Origin of the sequence: Constrictibacter sp. MBR-5 (assembly GCF_040549485.1) — a bacterium.
GTDB lineage: Bacteria > Pseudomonadota > Alphaproteobacteria > JAJUGE01 > JAJUGE01 > Constrictibacter.
The window spans coordinates 757,687-773,813 of the sequence record NZ_JBEPTK010000001.1 but is presented as its reverse complement, the minus strand read 5'-3'; the positions used below and the strand labels follow the sequence as shown (position 1 = coordinate 773,813).

Sequence of the window (16,127 nt, the reverse complement as noted above, 5' to 3'; positions counted from 1 at the left end):
CAACATGCCCGGTTCCGGGTGTTTGCGACTTTGGGGAGATGGAGCGCGATGAGCCGGGCACAAGCCTCTAGGACCGGACGCCTATTCCACCGACGGCGGAGCATCCCCGGCTCGGCGCCCGGAACGCTCGCCGCCGCGCCGGACGCGCGCCCCCCTGCGATCCGGATCATCGCCTACGGGCCCGACGGCGTGATCGACCGCGAGCATGCCGATCCCGACGAGATCGCAGCGCTGCGCGCGCAATGGCCGGTGATCTGGGTCGACGTCGACGGCCTGGGCGATGTGGCGCTGCTGCGCCGGCTCGGAGCCGAGTTCGGGCTGCATCCGCTGGCGCTGGAGGACGTGCTGAGCACGCACCAGCGGCCGAAGGTGGAAAGCTACGGCGACCACCTGTTCATCGTCACGCAGATGGCGGAGACGGTCCGGCCTTTCGTCGCTGAGCAATTGTCGCTCTTCCTGGGCACAGGCTTCGTGCTCTCGTTCCAGGAACGGCCGGGCGACTGCTTCGACCCGATCCGCCAGCGCATCCAGGGCAGTTCCGGCCGTTTTCGGGCGAACGGCGCGGATTATCTGGCCTATGCGCTGCTCGACGCGATGATCGACGGGTTCTTTCCCGTGCTGGAGACCCACGGCGAGGTCGTCGAGGCGCTCGAAGACCGCGCGATACGCGAGCCGTCGGGCGAGATCGTTGGGGAAGTGCATGCAGTCAAGCGCGACCTGCTGCTGGTGCGCCGCACCCTCTGGCCGCAACGCGAGATGATCGGTGCGCTGCTGCGCGACGAGATGCCGCCGGTGACGGCACAGACGCGGGTCTACCTGCGCGACTGCTACGACCATCTCGTCCAGCTGATCGACATGACCGAGGTCTATCGCGAGGTCAGCAGCAGCCTGTTCGACCTGCACATGATGGCGGTGAGCAACCGGATGAACGAGGTGATGAAGGTCCTGACCATCATCGCGACGATCTTCATCCCGCTCGGCTTCATCGCCAGCGTCTACGGCATGAACTTCGAGACCTCCGAGTCGCCCTGGAACATGCCGGAGTTGCGGTGGTACTTTGGTTATCCCTTCGCGCTCGGCCTCATGACGGCGGTCGCGTTCGCTTTCCTCCTCGTGTTCTGGCGCAAGGGCTGGCTGCGGCGGGAGACGCGGATCGACGGGCGCAGGCGGGGACGCCGGTAGCCGCCGGATTGCCCGGAACGCGGCAGGCGAGGATGCGTTTCGGTTCAGTGCACTGATCGGATGAGGACGCGATGAGCATCAAGAAGATACTGGTTCCGCTGACGGGGCAGGTGCCGTCGCGCGACGTGCTGGTCGCGGGGCTCGATCTCGCGACGCAGTTTGAGGCGTCGCTCGCGGTCGCGCACATCCACCAAGACCCCACCATGTCGATCGCCTATGCCGGGGCGGGCGCCGCCGGCGCCGGATCCGGCGCCGGAATGGAGATGATCCTCGAGGCGGCCGAGGCGGAGGCGCAGGAGCGCGAGCGGCGCGCGCGCGCCCTGTTCGACGAGGTCGCGGCCGGCCGCAGCGATGCGACCCTCGACGTGACCACCGGCTCGGAGGCCGACATTCTCGCGGCGCGGGCACGGCTCGCCGACCTGGTCCTGTTCCCCCGGCCGGGCGAGGGCGTCTCCTCCTCCACCGAGCGCGACATCGAGGCGGTGCTGTTCGAATCCGGCCGGCCCGTCTATCTCGTGCCGCCCGAGACGGCGACGAAGCCCGAGCACCGCGGCACGGTGATCGTCGCGTGGAACGACAGCCCGGAGGCGGCGCGGGCGCTGAAGGCGGCGATGCCGTTCCTGCGCGGCGCGCAGCGGACGATCATTCTCGCCGTCGGCGAGGGCGAGCCGGTCGGGGTGCGCGACTATCTCGCCGCGCACGGCCTGTCGGCCGAGGCCCTGACGGTCAAGTCCGAGTCGGGCGGCCTGTTCGACGACCCCACCGGCTCGCTCATCCTCGAGACCTGCAAGGAGCAGGGGGCCGGCCTGCTGGTGATGGGCGCCTTTACGCACATGCGCATCCGCCAGATGGTCATCGCCGGTGCGACGCGGACGGTGATGGCGCAGTCGCCCATTCCGGTCCTGATGATGCACTGAGCTCCGCGCCCGTGTCCCGGGCCTCCGGCAGCACGAGGTCGGCGATCACCGGCAGGTGGTCCGAAGCGCGCCTCGCATGGCGGAGCGTCCGGGGGGCGAGCAGCTGCAGCTCGCTCGAGGCGTAGATCCTGTCGAGCGTCAGCAGCGGCAGACGGGCCGGAAACGTGCGGATGTCCGTCACCACCGGCAGCCTGGGGATCAGCCGCCGGTACACCGTCCCGTAGGGCAGCCAGTCGTTGAAGTCGCCGAGCACGACGGTGGGCACGTCCACCCGCGGCCCGAGTGCCTGATCCAGGCGTTCCGCCTGAAAGCGCCGCTCGCGCAGGGACAGGCCAAGATGCGTGGCCAGCACGCGCAGTCGCGAGCCGGCGGCTGCCACGGTCACGTCGATGACGCGGCGCGGCTCGCGCCGGCGCCACGAGACGTCGTGGGTCGTGTGCTCGAACAGCGGCAGGCGGCTGAACAGCGCCTGGCCGTATTCGCCGTCGGGCTCGACCAGGGTATAGGCTTCGGCCCGGTGCTCGCCCACCGCGTCGGCGAGAAGCGCCACGAGTGCCTCGCCGCCGGCGCCGGTGCAGCGCGTGTCGACCTCCTGCACCGCGAGCACGTCCGGCCCGATCTCGTCGATCAGTGCGACGATCCTGTCGGCGTCCCGCAGCCCGTCCGATCCCGCGCAGCCGTGGATGTTCCAGCTCATCAGCCGGATCGTACGCAAACCCTTGTCCGTCAACGATTCGATCTCTCGTAGCGGGAGACGACGCGCTGCAGACCAAAGGACACGGTCAGCCAGACGAGCGCCAGTCCGAGGAGCATCAGCGTGTCCTCGATCGACGGGTCGGTCAGCACCTCGTACGCCTGCCGTCCGAGCGGCGCGATGACGAGGAGCCCCGGCGTGAGGCCGAGCATCGTGCCGATCGTGTAGTCGCGCAGCCGGATGCGGCTGGCGCCGGCCAGCAGGTTGATCACCGTGAAGGGAGCGATCGGAACCATTCGGATCGCGGCGACGGCCAGGATGCCCTTGTCCTTGATGCGCCGGCTGATGCGGGTGAAGCGGCGGCCGAGGAGGCTTTCGATGAGCCCCGCACCGACGAGCGCGCCCACGCCGTAGGTGACGAGGGCGCTGGCGAGCGCGCCGGTCGCCGCATAGGCGAGCCCCAGCCATGCACCGAAGGTCACGGCGGTGACGGCGATCGCGATCATGACCGGAAACGCGACCAGGCCGGAGACGACGAAGCCGAGAATCACGTAGGCCGGCGCCAGCGGATCGGACGCGATCGTGGCGACGGCGCGCTCGACCGTCGCGAAATCGGCATATTCGCGGAGCGGCGTCACCTGCCAGACCAGGACCAGGGCGGCGACCGCCGCGGCGATCAGGGTGAGCCGGGCGATGCCCGAAAGGTTGCGCCGTACCGGGCGCCGTTCGGCCATCATGTCGACGAAGACCTCCGGGTCGATGGGGCGTTCGGGATCGGCGACCGCCGCCATGGCCGCGGCGGCGTCGCGATCCTCGATCTCGCCGTCCTTCAAGGGGGCGAGGCGGTGCGGCCCGCCGTTGAGGCGGTCGATCGCGCCGAAAAGGGACCCCGTATCGGCCACCGCCTGCGTCACCGTGGCGCCCTCGGCGCCCAGATGCTCGCCGAGCAGTGCGTCGCGCACGTCCCGGATCGCCTTGCGATGTCGCTCCTCCGTGCCGTGGACGATCAGGTCGCATTCCGTGTCGGTGCCGAGGGAGCGGTTGTTGAGGTTGGCCGAGCCCACCCGCAGGAAGGTGTCGTCGACGATCATGATCTTGGCGTGGACCATGACGGCGGCGCGTTCGCCGTCTTCCTCGACCAGCGGGGTGAGCAGCCGGATGCGATCCGACACGCCGGCGCGCTCGAGCACCTGGACGAAGCCGATCCGTCCCGTGCGCATCGTCTTCGATTCCAGCCAAGACTGATACTGCTGGGGGGCGACGATGAGCACTTCCAGTTCGGGGCGCTCCCGGATCCGCGCCGCGATCGCCTTCGCCAGTTTCGGCGCGGTGACGAACTGGTTCTCGATGTAGAGCGTGCGTTCCGCCCGCGCGATCATGCCGAGGAACCACCGCTCGACCTCGCGGACCTCGCTCTCGCCCTGGAAGGCCGGCAGTGTGCGGGCGATCGAGACCTGGCAGTCTCGGAAATCCGGCGCCACGTCCGCGGGCCAGGGCGACGTCGCGGGGGCGGGCTGTGCCTGCAGGGTCTCGCAGCGGGCGGCGCGCCAGCGTTTGCGGACGAGATCGCCGATCGCGCGTGCGGCCGGCCCCTCGACCATCATCTGGACGTCGTGAAACGGGCGGTAGGGCTTGCCGGCCGGATCGACGCGGCGCGGCTCCTTCACCCGGTGCGCCGGCGTGTCCCAGCGACGGATGGCGAGGTCGATGCCGCCGCTGAACGCGACCGCGTCGTCGATCAGGACGATCTTCTGGTGATGCGACGCGCCGAGCGGCACGCAGTCGTCGAAGCAGAAGGTGATCTGGCGCGGCGTGCTCCAGCCCAGCGTGTAGCTCGCCATCGCCTCGCGCTCGGCCGTGAACAGCACCGAATAGTCCCACAGCAGCAGGCGGACCCTCAGCTTCGGGCGGCGCTTCACCAGCGCGCTGAGGAACGCGCTCAGTTCGCGCGGCAGGGCGTCGTCGGGCTCGCCGCTCTCGCCGACCAGCGGGGTGCGGCTGTCGATGTCCCAGCCGACGATCGCCACCTCCCGCTCCGCCGCCAGCAGCGCCTTGCGCAGCACGCCGAAATAGGTGGCGGCGTCGCGCAGGACCGTCGCCCGGGTCGCCGTCTCGGTGCGCCATGCGTCCAGCGGGGGCGGTGCCGCCTCGGCCGTCCGGGGATCGCGTGGATTCACGTGGCTGGTCACTCCGGGGAAAAGGGAACAGGGACATAACGCTGGGCGGCGACCCCGGTTCGGGACCGGGTGCCGGGGCCTCCAGGGCCACCGGCCTCAGCGGCAGGCGTTCCAGCGGCCGCGGTCGAAGTGGAAGTGGTCGCGGTGCGCCGCGTTGTAGTCAGGACCCAGCACACCGCGGAAGAAGCGGCAGGCGCCGTCACGGACATCGGCCAGGAACGCCGCCTTGTCGCCATCGGGGCCGTTCCAGTCACGCTGCAAAGAGACGGTCGTACCGTCGTCGAGGGTGAAGCCGGCGATGTCGATCGCGTTCGCCGTGGCGTGCTGGCTGCGGCGTCCCGAGCTCCGGCCGTAGACATTGCGGCAGGCGTAGGTCCCGTAGTGGCGCGCGGTGCTGACGCGGCTGCCGAAATGCCGCTCCGCCGCAGGCTGCAGCGCGTGCCGCTCGAACAGGGCCCAGGAGACGACGAGCGGGCAGGTGGCGGTCACGCTGCCGGAGATCGTCAGGCCGCGGCCGGCGCGTCCGGCATTCTCGAAGCCGCAGCCCGGCCCGGTGCTGCGGTCGGGCACCGGTTCGAAGCCGAGTCCGGCGGCATGCAGCACGGCACGGCAGGCGACGCCGTCGCTGCCGAGCCGCGCCAGCTTGATGCCGGTCAGCATGTTCGGCGCATCGGCGATGTCGAGCGGCGTCCAGGGCAGCCAGCGCGGCGGCACGGTCGGCCAGTAGGGCCAGGTCACTGCCGCCGCGACGACGATCGCGAAGAGCGTGGCGGCGAGGATCCGTGGCCGGCGTCCGGGTCGGGTGTCGGTCAAACGGCAATCGACGGAAAAATCGGGAAAAGGGGGCTGCTGCCGGTGTGTTCTCCGGCGCTGCATCGCTACATAGCCCGCATCCGGCCGGTATCCACCCGCCTTGGGGTGCGCTCGGGGCTTATGTTCGGGGCTTTCCGGCGGGCCCCTGCGACGCTATGACGTGTCGGCCAGCCAGCGAGGAACCATGCCGAAAGTCACTTTCATCTACCCGGATGGGCGCAAGCGTGACGTCGAACCGCAGTCCGGCCTGACGATCCTGGAGATCGCGCGCAAGTTCGACATCGACATCGAGGGCGCCTGCGAGGGCTCGCTCGCCTGCTCGACCTGCCATGTCATCGTGGATCCCGAATGGTCGGAGCGGCTCGACGAGCCGAGCGAGGACGAGGAGGACATGCTCGACCTCGCCTTCGGCCTGACGCCGACCTCGCGTCTCGGGTGCCAGATCACCGTGACCGACGATCTCGACGGGCTCGTCGTCAGCCTGCCGTCCGAGACCCGCAGCGCGATGGGCTGAGCCGGTGGCCGGCGACGGACTGTTCGAGCGACTGAAGGCGTCCTGCCCGGCGGAGTGGGCGGCGTACACGCGTCACCGCTTCGTCCGGGAACTGGGCGCCGGCACGCTGCCCCAGGCGTGCTTCCGGCACTATCTGGGCCAGGATTACCTGTTCCTGATCCACTTCGCCCGTGCCTATGCGCTCGCGGTCTACAAGGCGGACACGCTGGAGGACATGCGGCGGGCGGCGCGGTCGGTCTCCGTGCTGCTCGACACCGAGATGAGCCTGCACGTGCGCTTCTGCGCCGGCTGGGGCATGACCGAGGCCGAGATGGCCGCGCTGCCGGAGGATCCGGCGACCATCGCCTATACGCGCTTCGTCCTGGAGCGCGGCATGGCGGGCGACCTGCTCGACCTGCACACGGCGCTGGTGCCGTGCGTCATCGGCTACGCCGAGATCGGCGCCTGGCTCGCGGCCGATCCGCAGACCCGGCGGGAGGGCAATCCCTACCTGCCGTGGATCGAGATGTATGCGGGCGAGGACTATCAGGAGGTGGCGCGCGGTGCCGCCGAACAGCTCGACCGGCTGCTGGCGATCCGCGGCGGCGAGGGCCGCTTCGACCTGCTGGCCCGCACCTTTCGGCAGGCGACGGTCGCGGAAATCGCCTTCTGGGAGATGGGCCTGAACCCGGCCCGGTAGCCCGGTGACGGTCTTCTTCACCGCGGACACCCACTTCGGCCATGCCGGCGCGCGCAGCCTATTCAAGCGGCCGTTCGCGAGCGTGCCGGAGATGGACGCCGCGATGGTCGAAGGCTGGAACGAGACGGTCGGACCGAACGACGAGGTCTGGCATCTGGGCGACTTCGCCGTGCGGGTGCCGGCGCCGGAGATGGAGGCGCTGCTGGCGCGCCTCAACGGCATCAAGCATCTGGTCGTCGGCAACAACGACAAGGACGAGGCGCTGCGCCTGCGCGGCTGGACCAGCGTTACCCCCTATGCCGAGATCACCGTGGACGAGGCGCGGCTGGTCCTGTGCCACTACCCGTTCCGGTCGTGGAACGGCATGCACAAGGGCGTCGTCAACCTGCACGGCCACAGCCACGGCCGCCTGAAGGGCCTGCCGCGGCAGATCGACGTCGGCGTCGACTGCTGGAACTTCCGGCCGGTGACGCTGGACGAGATGCGGCCGTCGCGGCGCCGCTGAGGCTGCTCGCCGCGCGACGATCCCGTCCGCACCCCCCGCAGCTTCGCCCGACTTGACCGAGATCAAGAGATCGGAACTTCGGCAGTGCTATAGAGTTCTGGTGCCGCGACCAGACCGCCGACGCTCGCGCACCCGGCCGCCGGATCGGACTGGAGCAGTGAGGGTGACGCGGGGCGGGGGCTCATGCCGGCCCGATCCTGTCCCGCAACGATCGCCGCCGCAGGGCCGCCCGGATTTCCGGGCGGCACGTTTCCGCCGGTTCGGCCACGGCCCGCTAAACTGAAGGAGTGAGGAGATGCATGTGATGCTCAGGAATCTGATGCTCGGGGCAGCGACCCTGGCCCTGACGGCCACCCTGGCCAGTGTGCCGACGGCCGCCCGCGCACAGACTGCGGCGCCCGCGGCCGAGGCGCCGAACGACGCATCCACGGGCCAGGGCGCCATGATGGGCCGTGGCATGATGGGCCAGGGGTGCCCGATGGGCGAGGCCATGGGGCAGGGATGCCCGATGATGGGCCAAGGGATGGGCCAGGGTATGGGTCCCGGCATGGGTCAGGGTGGCATGATGGGCGGTCGCGGCCCCGGCGCGGGGATGGGGCCCCGAGATGGCGGCATGCGCGGCCCGAACATGATGCACCTCATGTTCGCCCTGATGGACGCGGACGGCGACGGGGCGCTGTCGAAGCAGGAGTTCCAGGCGGCGCACGAACGCATCTTCAACGCTGCCGACGGCGACGACGACGGCAATCTGACGATGGAGGAGATGCAGGGCTTCATGCATGGATCGGGAAGGCCGGCGCGGAAGATGCGCGGCCGTTGAGGCGCCTGCACCGGGCATGGTAGTGCGGGTCGCGCTTCCCCGGCGCGGTCCCGTGTTACTCGTGCCTCGGCGCCACGATAGGGTCGAGGCAGCCCGCGCGGCGACGGTGACGAGCGGGTCGCCCGACGGCGCTCTCGGCCGGAGCGGGAAAAAGGCGGAGGATCCGCGCCTCGCGATCCTCCGCCGTCCCGGTTGGGAGCGGCCGCCCTACAGGCGGTCCTTCTGCTCGACCATCTTCCAGTAGGTGTCCTTCTCGACGATCAGGCCGTCCTTGAAGCGATAGATGTCGCAGCCCTGGCAGTTCAGGTCGTCGCCGTCGGCGCTCTTGCCCTTCACGGTCCAGATCGAGATCGCACAGTCGCCAGCGTAGATGTACTCCTTGTGCTCCCAGCGCATGTCGGGGATCACCTTGAACCGGTCCGCCATCGCCTTGCGGATGGTCTCCTTGCCGCGCAGGGCGCGGCCGACGGGCTCCGGCCCGCGGGACAGGTAGAACACGGCGTCGTCGGCGAAGTAGCTGGCGATCCGGTCGGCATCGCGGCTGTTGAACGCCGCCGACACTTCCTTCATGAGCGCTTCGTCCACGGGTCTGCCGGGGATCTTCTGGGACATGCTTAGCCTCCCTTGCGAGCGATTGTGGGCGTCTCGGCTCCCGCCGGGTGATGTGCGAGCCGGTGCGACCGGAGCGTGCGGACGGTAACGCGAATTGGATACAATATGCAATTCTTGACCGGACGCTTCGGCCAGCCTCATATTTCACTCATGCGAGCCCTCCCCCGTACCCCCGCCGACGTGCCCACGATGCCAGACGTGGCATACGCGTGGCTCCGCGACGAAATCCTCGGCGGAGCGATGGAGGAGGGGCAGGCACTGCGCCAGGAAAGCCTGGCGGCGACACTGGGCGTGAGCAGGGTGCCGGTGCGCGAAGCGCTGCGCCGGCTCGAGGTCGAGGGCTTGGTGGTGCAGCGCCCGCGGCGAGGCTACGTGGTCGCCTCGCTCGACCCGGACGAAATCGAGGAGATCTTCGACCTGCGCCGCATGCTGGAGCAACGGGCAGGCTTTCTGGCGACGCAACGGCGCACCGCGCAGGACGTCGCGGAACTGGAAGCGCTGCTGCATCGGATGGACGGCATGGCGATCGCCTCGACCGCCGACATCGACAGTTTCGCCGAGCGAAACCGGGCGTTCCACGACCGGCTCTTCCAGCCCTGCGGCCGCGCCCACCTGCTTCGGATGATGGTCGTTCTGCGAAACAACGTCGAGCGATACATCCGCGTCGGCGCACTCGTCACCGGCAGCGTCGACCAGGTCCAGAACGAGCATGTCGCAATCTTCGAGGCCTTCCGCCGGGGCGACGCCGAGGAGGTGGGGGCGCTCTGCCGGCTCCACTGCGAGCACGCCTGCGAGCGTCTGGTGCGGCGGCTGCGCGGCCGACGCCGGGCGCCGTGACGATCTCGGCCGCTGCCGCGGCCGGTTTCGTGCGTGCCGCCGCTACTCGTGCCGGAGCGCCACGATAGGGTCGAGGCGGGCGGCGCGGCGGGCGGGGAAGAAGCCGAAGATGACGCCGATCGCGGCCGAGAACAGGAAGGCCAGCAGGTTGATGCCTGGGTCGAACACGTAGGGAATGCCCATCAGGCTCGACAGGCCGATGGAGGCGGCGGTGGCGAGGAGGATGCCGGTCACACCGCCGAAGCTGGACAGCACGACAGCTTCGATCAGGAACTGCAGCAGGACCTCGCGCTCCAGGGCGCCGATCGCCAGCCGGGTGCCGATCTCGCGCGTGCGCTCGGTGACCGACACCAGCATGATGTTCATGATGCCGACGCCGCCGACGAGCAGGCTGACAGCCGCCACCGCGCCGAGCAGCGCCGTCAGGATCCGGGTGGTGCCGGTCAGCGTCTCCGAGATCTGGCGCGTGTCCATGACCTGGAAGTCGTCGTCCTCGGTCTCGCCGATCTTGCGCCGTTCGCGCAGAAGGCTGGTCATCCCGGCCTTGGCGCCGTCGATCGAGGCGTCGTCGCGCACCGAGACCATGATGCGGTTGACGTCCTGGCTGCCGGCGAGGCGGCGCTGCACCGTTCGCAGCGGCATGATCACCGTGTCGTCCTGGTCCGAGCCCATCGCGGACTGGCCCTTGGACTTCAGCAGGCCGATGACCTCGCAGGTGAACTGCTTGATCCGGATGTCGGCGCCGACGGGGTTCTGCCGGCCGAAGAGCTTGCTGCGCACGGTCTCGCCGATCACGCAGACCGCGCGGCCGGAGCGTTCCTCGGCGTCGTTGAACGGCCGGCCGGCGGCCAGCTGCCAGTTGCCGGCGGTGAAATAGTCGTCGTTGCTGCCGCTGACGATCGTCGACCAGTTCGCCGCCTGATAGACCGCCGTGGCCGTGGTGGTCACGACGGGGGCCACGGCCGTGACCGCGGGGATCTGATCGCGGATCGCCTCGACGTCCGCATCCTTGAACTTCGCGGCGCTGTCCGATCCGGGACCGAACCGCTGGCCGGGCAGGGCGATCAGCAGGTTGCTGCCCATGCTGGAGATCTGGTCGGATACGGAGCGGGTGGCGCCGTTGCCCAGCGTGACCATCGTCACGACCGCCGCCACGCCGATCACCACGCCGAGCACGGTCAGGAACGACCGCATCAGGTTGCGCCGGATGGCGCGCAGGGCGAGCAGGAGGGCGTTCCAGATCATCGGGCGGCGTCCGCGCGGGAGCGGTCGCTTTCGACCCGGCCGTCGACGAAGCGGATGATGCGCTTCGCATATTCCGCCATGTCGGGCTCGTGCGTGACCATGAGGACGGTGATCCCCCGGTCGCGATTGAGGGCGGTGATCAGTTCCATGATCTCGCGGCTCGTCCGCGAATCGAGATTGCCGGTCGGCTCGTCGGCGAGCAGCACCGTCGGCTCCGTGACGATGGCGCGGGCGATGGCGACGCGCTGCTGCTGCCCGCCGGACAGTTCGGCCGGCGTATGATGCTCCCAGCCCGCCAGCCCGACCTGCGCCAGCGCGGCGCGCGCCGCGGCCTTCCGTGCGGCGCTCGGCGCGCTGCGATAGATCAGCGGCAGTTCGACATTCTCGATGGCGCTGGTGCGGGCGAGCAGGTTGAAGCCCTGGAACACGAATCCCAGGAGGTGGCGGCGCAGCAGCGCGCGCTGGTCGCGCGTCAGTGTCTCGACGCGGATGCCCTGGAACGCGTAGGTGCCGGTGCTCGGCGTATCCAGGCAGCCGATGATGTTCATCGCCGTCGACTTGCCCGATCCGCTCGGCCCCATGACGGCGATGAACTCACCCTGCGCCACCTCCAGGTCGATGCCCTTCAGCGCCTGGAAGGCGGCCTGGCCCTGGCCATAGGTCTTCGTGATGCCGCTGAGCCGGATGATCGGGTGGCCGCCCGTCATCGGCCGCCGGCCTGCTCGGTGATGACGCTGTCGCCGGCCTGGAGATCGCCGCCGACGATCTCGGTCGACCGGCCGTCGCTGGCGCCCGTCCGCACCTGTACCGGCTCTGCCACGCCGCTGCGCAGCACCCAGACACGCTTGCTGCCGTCCTCGGCCGCCGTGACCTGGGAACGGCGCGTGGCGGCCGGCGGGCGCGGCATGAGGGAACCGATCACGCCGCGCCCGCCAGCGGCTGCCGCCGGCTCCGCGGGCGGCTCGAAACGCAGGGCCGCGTTCGGGATCAGGAGGGCGTCGTCCCGCGTCACCGTCGTGATCTCGGCCGTACCGGTCATGCCCGGACGCAGGCTGAGGTCGCTGTTGTCTACCTGAAGGACGGCCGGGTAGGAAATAACGCCGTCGCTGTCCGTCGCGTTGAAGCCGACCCGCGTGATCACCGCCTCGAACCTGCGGTCGGGCCAGGCATCCACCGTGAAGCTGACCGGCAGGCCGGCCTTCACCTGTCCGACGTCCGCCTCGTCGATGTCGACCTTCAGCTCCATTTTCGACAGGTCTTCGGCCAGGGTGAACAGCGTCACCGCCTGGAGGGACGCCGCGACCGCCTGTCCGGGATCGACCGAGCGCTCCAGCACCACGCCGTCGATGGGCGAGCGGATCCTCGCCTTGCCGAGCTTGGTTTCGTCGCTGCGCAGCGTCGCCTTGGCCTCGATGATGCTCGCTTCGGCGCTCGCCACGGTCGCCACGGCACGGGCCAGTTCGGCCTCGGCCGTGTCCATCTCGGTCTTGGAGGGGACCTTGTTGTTCGACAGCTTGGCGACCTGCCGATAGCGGTTGAGCTTCGCCCGTGCCTCGGCGACGGTGGCCTTGGCCTGCTGCAGGCCGGCCTCGGCGACGGCAACCGTGGCGCGCGACTTGGCCACGGTGTCCTCGAAGGTGGAGAGATCGAGTTCGGCGAGTACCTGCCCCTTGGTCACGCGGTCGTCGTCGTCGACGTAGACGGCCGTCACGGTGCCGGACAGTTCGCTGCCGACGCTCACCTGGTTGGTCGGCTCCAGGTTGCCCGTCGCGGTCACCGTCACCACCAGACGCCCGCGGGCGGCTGGCTGCGTGACGTAGCCGGGCCCTTCTTCGGCGCCGTTCCGGCCGAACAGGAAATAGCCGGCGGCGAGTGCGGCGAGGAGGACCACCGCCGCCGTCATCCAGCGCCGGCGCCCGCGGCGCCTGCCGTGCTGGGCGACGAGTGCGGCGAGGCCGGCGTCGGCGCCGGCATCGGTCCTGGTGCTGTCGGTCACGAGCCGGTCCTCGGCGTCTGGGGGTCGGTGTCGGGCGTCCAGCCGCCGCCGAGCGCCTTGTAGAGCTGGGCCTGGGCCTGGGCGAGTTCGCCGGTGCTGACGGCCTGCTGGTCTTCCAGGTCCTGCAGGGTGCGTTGGCTGTCGAGCACGGTCAGGAAGTCGACGAGCCCGCCGGCATAGCGCTGGTCGGCGAGGTCCAGCGTCGCGCGCGCCGTCGCCGCCGCCCGGCCGAGCTGTTCGCGCCGCTCGGCCGTGTTGGCGACGGCGGTCAGGGCGTTCTCCACATCCTCGACGGCGGTCAGGAGCGTCGCGCGGTAGGCGAGCCGCGCCTGCTCCAGCCGCGCGTCCTGGGTCTCGATGTTCGCGGCGATTCGGCCCGAGTCGAACACGGGCGCGGTGAGCGAGGCGACCAGCGAATAGAGCCCGCTGCCGCCGCCCCCGAGGGTCGAGAGCGTCAGCGCCTCCAGCCCGATCGACCCGGACAGGCCGAAGCTCGGATAGCGCGCCACTTCCGCTTCGCCCAGCCGCGCCGTCTGCGCCGCGAGGCTGCGTTCGGCCGATCGCACGTCGGGGCGCCGGCGCAGCGTGTCGGCGGGAATGCCCACGGCGGCTTCGCGGCCCAGCAGAGGGATGGCGCCGGTCGCGGTGAGCCGCGACTGCATCGCTTCCGGGCTGGCGTCGAGCAGGACGGCGAGGCGGTTCCGCGGCTCGACGGCTGCCGTGCGCAGCGCCGGCAGTGCGGCACGGGTGCTCTCCAGTTCGGTCAGCGCCTGGGCGACGTCGAGTTCCGACACCAGCCCCGCCTGCTGGCGCCAGCGTGCCAGGTCATAGATCTCGCCGAGCGAGGCGAGACTGTCCAGGGCGATGGCGAGGCGCCGCTCGGCCGTGCGCAGGTCGACATAATTGATCACCACCTCGGCGACGAGCGAGACCCGCGTGTCGCGCAGGTCCTCGACGCTGGCGCCGACGTCCGCCTCGGCCGCCTCGACGCCGCGCCGCAGGCCGCCGAACAGGTCGGCCTCCCAACTGGCGTCGAAGCCGGCGCTGTAGAGTTCGGTGGTGGTGCCGAGGCCGGCCTGGCGGCTCGACTTGTTGCGGCTGCCGGAGGTCGAGGCCTCGACCGATGGCCCGAACTGCGCGCCGGCCAGCATGCGCTGGGCGCGCGCTTCGCGCAGTTGCGCCCGTGCCGTCGCGAGGTCGAGATTGGCGGCGAGCGCGTCGGCCACCAGGCCGTTCAGAACAGGGTCGTCGAACTCCCGCCACCATTGCGCCAGGACGGCGGGATCCGCCGCGCGGCTCTCCGAGACGACGGTCCACTGGGCGGGACCCTGGACCGTCGGCGGCTGGTAGTCCGGCCCTACGGCGGCGCATCCGCAGAGCATCGCCAGGGCGATGCCCGCTGCGGCGCGGGGGAGTGGCTTCGCAGACGTGTTGCGCCCGCTCCACCTGATCGGTCGTCTCATTGCCTGTCCCGGGCCTGTCCTGGCCTCAGCTTCGGCCCGCCGTCTCCCCCGACCGGCCCGGCTGATATCTTTCTGGAAAGAGATATGAAGCTGCTATGGTTGATGAAAGCGATTTCTGACCGGGGGCTAATGGGAGCGTCGAGTGCCCGAGAAGCAGACCGCCGAGAGATTGCTGGCGCGCATGCGGTGCAACTGGCCGGAGGCGGTCACGCCGACCAGCGAGGCCATGATCCGCGTCTACCGCCTCGGTGGCCTCGTCCAGGACAATGCGTGCAGGGCACTGGCGCGCCGGAACCTGACCTTCAGCGAATTCGAGGTGCTGGCCGCCCTGCGCAGCGCCGACCCGCCGCACGAACTGTCGCCGACGGCCCTCTATGGCGCGATCCTTGTGTCCTCGGGCGGGCTGACGAAGATCCTGCGCGGCCTGGAAGGCCGGGGGCTGGTAGCGCGGACCCTTCACGCAGCCGACCGGCGCAGTCGTCTGGTGCGTTTGACCGAGCCCGGCCGCACCATGGCCGAGCGGGCGATGGCCGACGTGCTCGCCTCGGACACCGCGCTGCTGTCGCAAGGGTGCTCGGCCGAGGAGATGAAAGCACTCGCGGCACTGCTCCGCAGGCTCCTCGCGGTCGTCGAGGCGTGATCGCGCGCCAACGCCATCAGAGCGATCGTGCGCCGGCGACGATGCGGCCCCCGATCAGCACGAAGCACAGGCCGGCCGCGCGCTCGATCAGGTGCCGCGCATCTCGGACGCGCCGCATGACCGGCGGCGAGGACATGAAGAGGGCCACGGCCGTGTACCAGAGAAGCGAACTCAGGAACACCAGACCGGCCATCACCGCCATCAGCCACACCGGCGTCTGCGCGGTCGTCGCGGTGGCGAAGACGCTGGCGAAGAGTACGATGGCCTTCGGGTTGGTCAGGGTGACGACGAAGCCGAACACGAGCGCGCGGCCGGGCGGCGCGGTGCCCGCCTCGGCGAGATCCACGGGCCGGGCCGGAGCGGTCAGGAGCCGGATGCCGAGATAGATAAGATAGGCGCCGCCGACGATGCGCACCGCCCAGGCGAGCCACTGATACTGCGCCAGCACCACCGACAGGCCGAGCAGGCTGAGCGTGGCGTAGAGCGCGAGGCCGCAGGACACGCCGAGGGCGGTCAGCAGCCCCGCCCGGCTGCCCCGCGTCATCGCGGATCGCACCACGGCGATGAAGTCCGGTCCCGGCAGCAGCAGGGCAGGGATGAAGACGGCGAAGACGCCCGCCAGCAGGACGGCCGCGCTTATGCGGCCGACCTGACGAGACTGGTGGCAGCCTCGGTGCAGAGGGTGAGGCTGGCCAGGATCACGCTGATCGCGTCGACGCGGGCACGGGCCTCGGCGAGGGCGCGGGCCGCCTCGTGGAGGGCGGCGCAGGCGTCGTCGGCCGCCGGGTCGGTGCCCTTCAGGCCGCACTCGATGGCGTCGAGATAGAGGCGTTCGGCGGCGTTGTAGTTGTCCTCCACGGCGCGCGCCTCGGCCGGCGTCGTCGTCGCGGCCATGTCCCGGTAGTAGTTGCCCATGACGTCGAGCCAGTAGTGCGTCACGGCGTCGATGCGCTGCTTCGGCGTGGTGGGTGCGGCAGAAGGGGGCGCTGGGGTCTGAGGCGTCCTGTCGCTCGGCATCGCGCGGCCTCCGGGC

18 protein-coding genes are annotated in these 16,127 nt (G+C 70.2%); 8 read left to right on the top strand and 10 right to left on the bottom strand.

Going from position 1 to position 16,127, the window contains the following annotated elements; translation table 11 throughout:
• The first annotated feature begins 48 nt into the window (after positions 1–48).
• Complete coding sequence (corA, locus tag ABIE65_RS03750; RefSeq protein ID WP_354075594.1) at positions 49–1,182, top strand: magnesium/cobalt transporter CorA; 1,134 nt, start codon at positions 49–51, stop codon at positions 1,180–1,182.
• A gap of 71 nt (positions 1,183–1,253) precedes the next feature.
• Entirely contained in the window at positions 1,254–2,099 is an 846-nt protein-coding gene (locus ABIE65_RS03745; protein WP_354075593.1) for a universal stress protein, read from the top strand.
• Here the strand turns inward: ABIE65_RS03745 and ABIE65_RS03740 are convergent.
• The 3 genes from ABIE65_RS03740 to ABIE65_RS03730 form a co-directional block, all read right to left on the bottom strand.
• A complete protein-coding gene (locus tag ABIE65_RS03740; protein WP_354075592.1) occupies positions 2,035–2,829 on the bottom strand; it encodes an endonuclease/exonuclease/phosphatase family protein in 795 nt (264 codons plus the stop codon). The two genes, ABIE65_RS03745 and ABIE65_RS03740, sit on opposite strands and share 65 nt — an antisense overlap.
• Positions 2,826–4,970 (bottom strand): VTT domain-containing protein, encoded by a 2,145-nt coding sequence (locus ABIE65_RS03735; protein ID WP_354075590.1) that lies wholly within the window; start codon positions 4,968–4,970, stop codon positions 2,826–2,828. The genes ABIE65_RS03740 and ABIE65_RS03735 overlap by 4 nt, the downstream gene beginning before the upstream one ends.
• A gap of 96 nt (positions 4,971–5,066) precedes the next feature.
• A complete protein-coding gene (locus ABIE65_RS03730) occupies positions 5,067–5,783 on the bottom strand; it encodes an extensin-like domain-containing protein (protein ID WP_354075589.1) in 717 nt (238 codons plus the stop codon).
• Positions 5,784–5,967: 184 nt separating this feature from the next.
• Between ABIE65_RS03730 and ABIE65_RS03725 the strand changes: the two genes are divergently transcribed.
• The 4 genes from ABIE65_RS03725 to ABIE65_RS03710 all read left to right on the top strand — a co-directional run bounded on the left by ABIE65_RS03725 (position 5,968) and on the right by ABIE65_RS03710 (position 8,301).
• Positions 5,968–6,297 (top strand): ferredoxin family 2Fe-2S iron-sulfur cluster binding protein, encoded by a 330-nt coding sequence (locus tag ABIE65_RS03725; protein ID WP_354075588.1) that lies wholly within the window; start codon positions 5,968–5,970, stop codon positions 6,295–6,297.
• Positions 6,298–6,301: 4 nt separating this feature from the next.
• A complete protein-coding gene (gene tenA / locus ABIE65_RS03720) occupies positions 6,302–6,976 on the top strand; it encodes a thiaminase II (protein ID WP_354075586.1) in 675 nt (224 codons plus the stop codon).
• Positions 6,977–6,980: 4 nt separating this feature from the next.
• Positions 6,981–7,481 carry a metallophosphoesterase gene (locus ABIE65_RS03715; RefSeq protein ID WP_354075585.1) on the top strand — a complete coding sequence of 167 codons (501 nt, stop codon included), beginning with the start codon at positions 6,981–6,983 and terminating at the stop codon, positions 7,479–7,481.
• A gap of 304 nt (positions 7,482–7,785) precedes the next feature.
• Positions 7,786–8,301, top strand: a complete 516-nt coding sequence (locus tag ABIE65_RS03710) for an EF-hand domain-containing protein (protein ID WP_354075583.1) — start codon at positions 7,786–7,788, stop codon at positions 8,299–8,301.
• Positions 8,302–8,508: 207 nt separating this feature from the next.
• Here the strand turns inward: ABIE65_RS03710 and ABIE65_RS03705 are convergent, their stop codons facing one another.
• Entirely contained in the window at positions 8,509–8,913 is a 405-nt protein-coding gene (locus ABIE65_RS03705; protein ID WP_354075582.1) for a nuclear transport factor 2 family protein, read from the bottom strand.
• Between the two features lie 189 nt (positions 8,914–9,102).
• Here ABIE65_RS03705 and ABIE65_RS03700 point away from each other — a divergent pair, with 189 nt between their 5' ends.
• Entirely contained in the window at positions 9,103–9,750 is a 648-nt protein-coding gene (locus ABIE65_RS03700) for a GntR family transcriptional regulator (RefSeq protein WP_354075580.1), read from the top strand.
• A 42-nt stretch (positions 9,751–9,792) separates the two neighbouring features.
• On the opposite strand, the gene ABIE65_RS03695 is transcribed toward ABIE65_RS03700, so the two are convergent.
• Genes ABIE65_RS03695 through ABIE65_RS03680 form a run of 4 tightly spaced genes read right to left on the bottom strand, consistent with a single transcriptional unit; the run spans position 9,793 to position 14,454 of the window.
• Positions 9,793–10,995, bottom strand: a complete 1,203-nt coding sequence (locus ABIE65_RS03695) for an ABC transporter permease (protein ID WP_354075578.1) — start codon at positions 10,993–10,995, stop codon at positions 9,793–9,795.
• The gene (locus ABIE65_RS03690; protein WP_354075577.1) at positions 10,992–11,702 is read right to left on the bottom strand and encodes an ABC transporter ATP-binding protein; all 711 of its coding nucleotides are present in this window, start codon (positions 11,700–11,702) and stop codon (positions 10,992–10,994) included. The genes ABIE65_RS03695 and ABIE65_RS03690 overlap by 4 nt, the downstream gene beginning before the upstream one ends.
• Positions 11,699–12,991, bottom strand: coding sequence for an efflux RND transporter periplasmic adaptor subunit (locus tag ABIE65_RS03685; protein ID WP_354075575.1), 1,293 nt, complete (start codon positions 12,989–12,991; stop codon positions 11,699–11,701). The genes ABIE65_RS03690 and ABIE65_RS03685 overlap by 4 nt, the downstream gene beginning before the upstream one ends.
• Positions 12,988–14,454, bottom strand: a complete 1,467-nt coding sequence (locus ABIE65_RS03680) for an efflux transporter outer membrane subunit (RefSeq protein ID WP_354075573.1) — start codon at positions 14,452–14,454, stop codon at positions 12,988–12,990. The genes ABIE65_RS03685 and ABIE65_RS03680 overlap by 4 nt, the downstream gene beginning before the upstream one ends.
• A gap of 142 nt (positions 14,455–14,596) precedes the next feature.
• On the opposite strand from ABIE65_RS03680, the gene ABIE65_RS03675 reads away from it, so the two are divergent.
• Positions 14,597–15,094 carry a MarR family winged helix-turn-helix transcriptional regulator gene (locus ABIE65_RS03675; protein ID WP_354075572.1) on the top strand — a complete coding sequence of 166 codons (498 nt, stop codon included), beginning with the start codon at positions 14,597–14,599 and terminating at the stop codon, positions 15,092–15,094.
• 16 nt (positions 15,095–15,110) lie between these two features.
• Here the strand turns inward: ABIE65_RS03675 and ABIE65_RS03670 are convergent, their stop codons facing one another.
• A complete protein-coding gene (locus ABIE65_RS03670) occupies positions 15,111–15,677 on the bottom strand; it encodes a LysE family translocator (protein WP_354075706.1) in 567 nt (188 codons plus the stop codon).
• Between the two features lie 53 nt (positions 15,678–15,730).
• Entirely contained in the window at positions 15,731–16,111 is a 381-nt protein-coding gene (locus ABIE65_RS03665) for a hypothetical protein (RefSeq protein WP_354075570.1), read from the bottom strand.
• Positions 16,112–16,127: the final 16 nt, after the last annotated feature.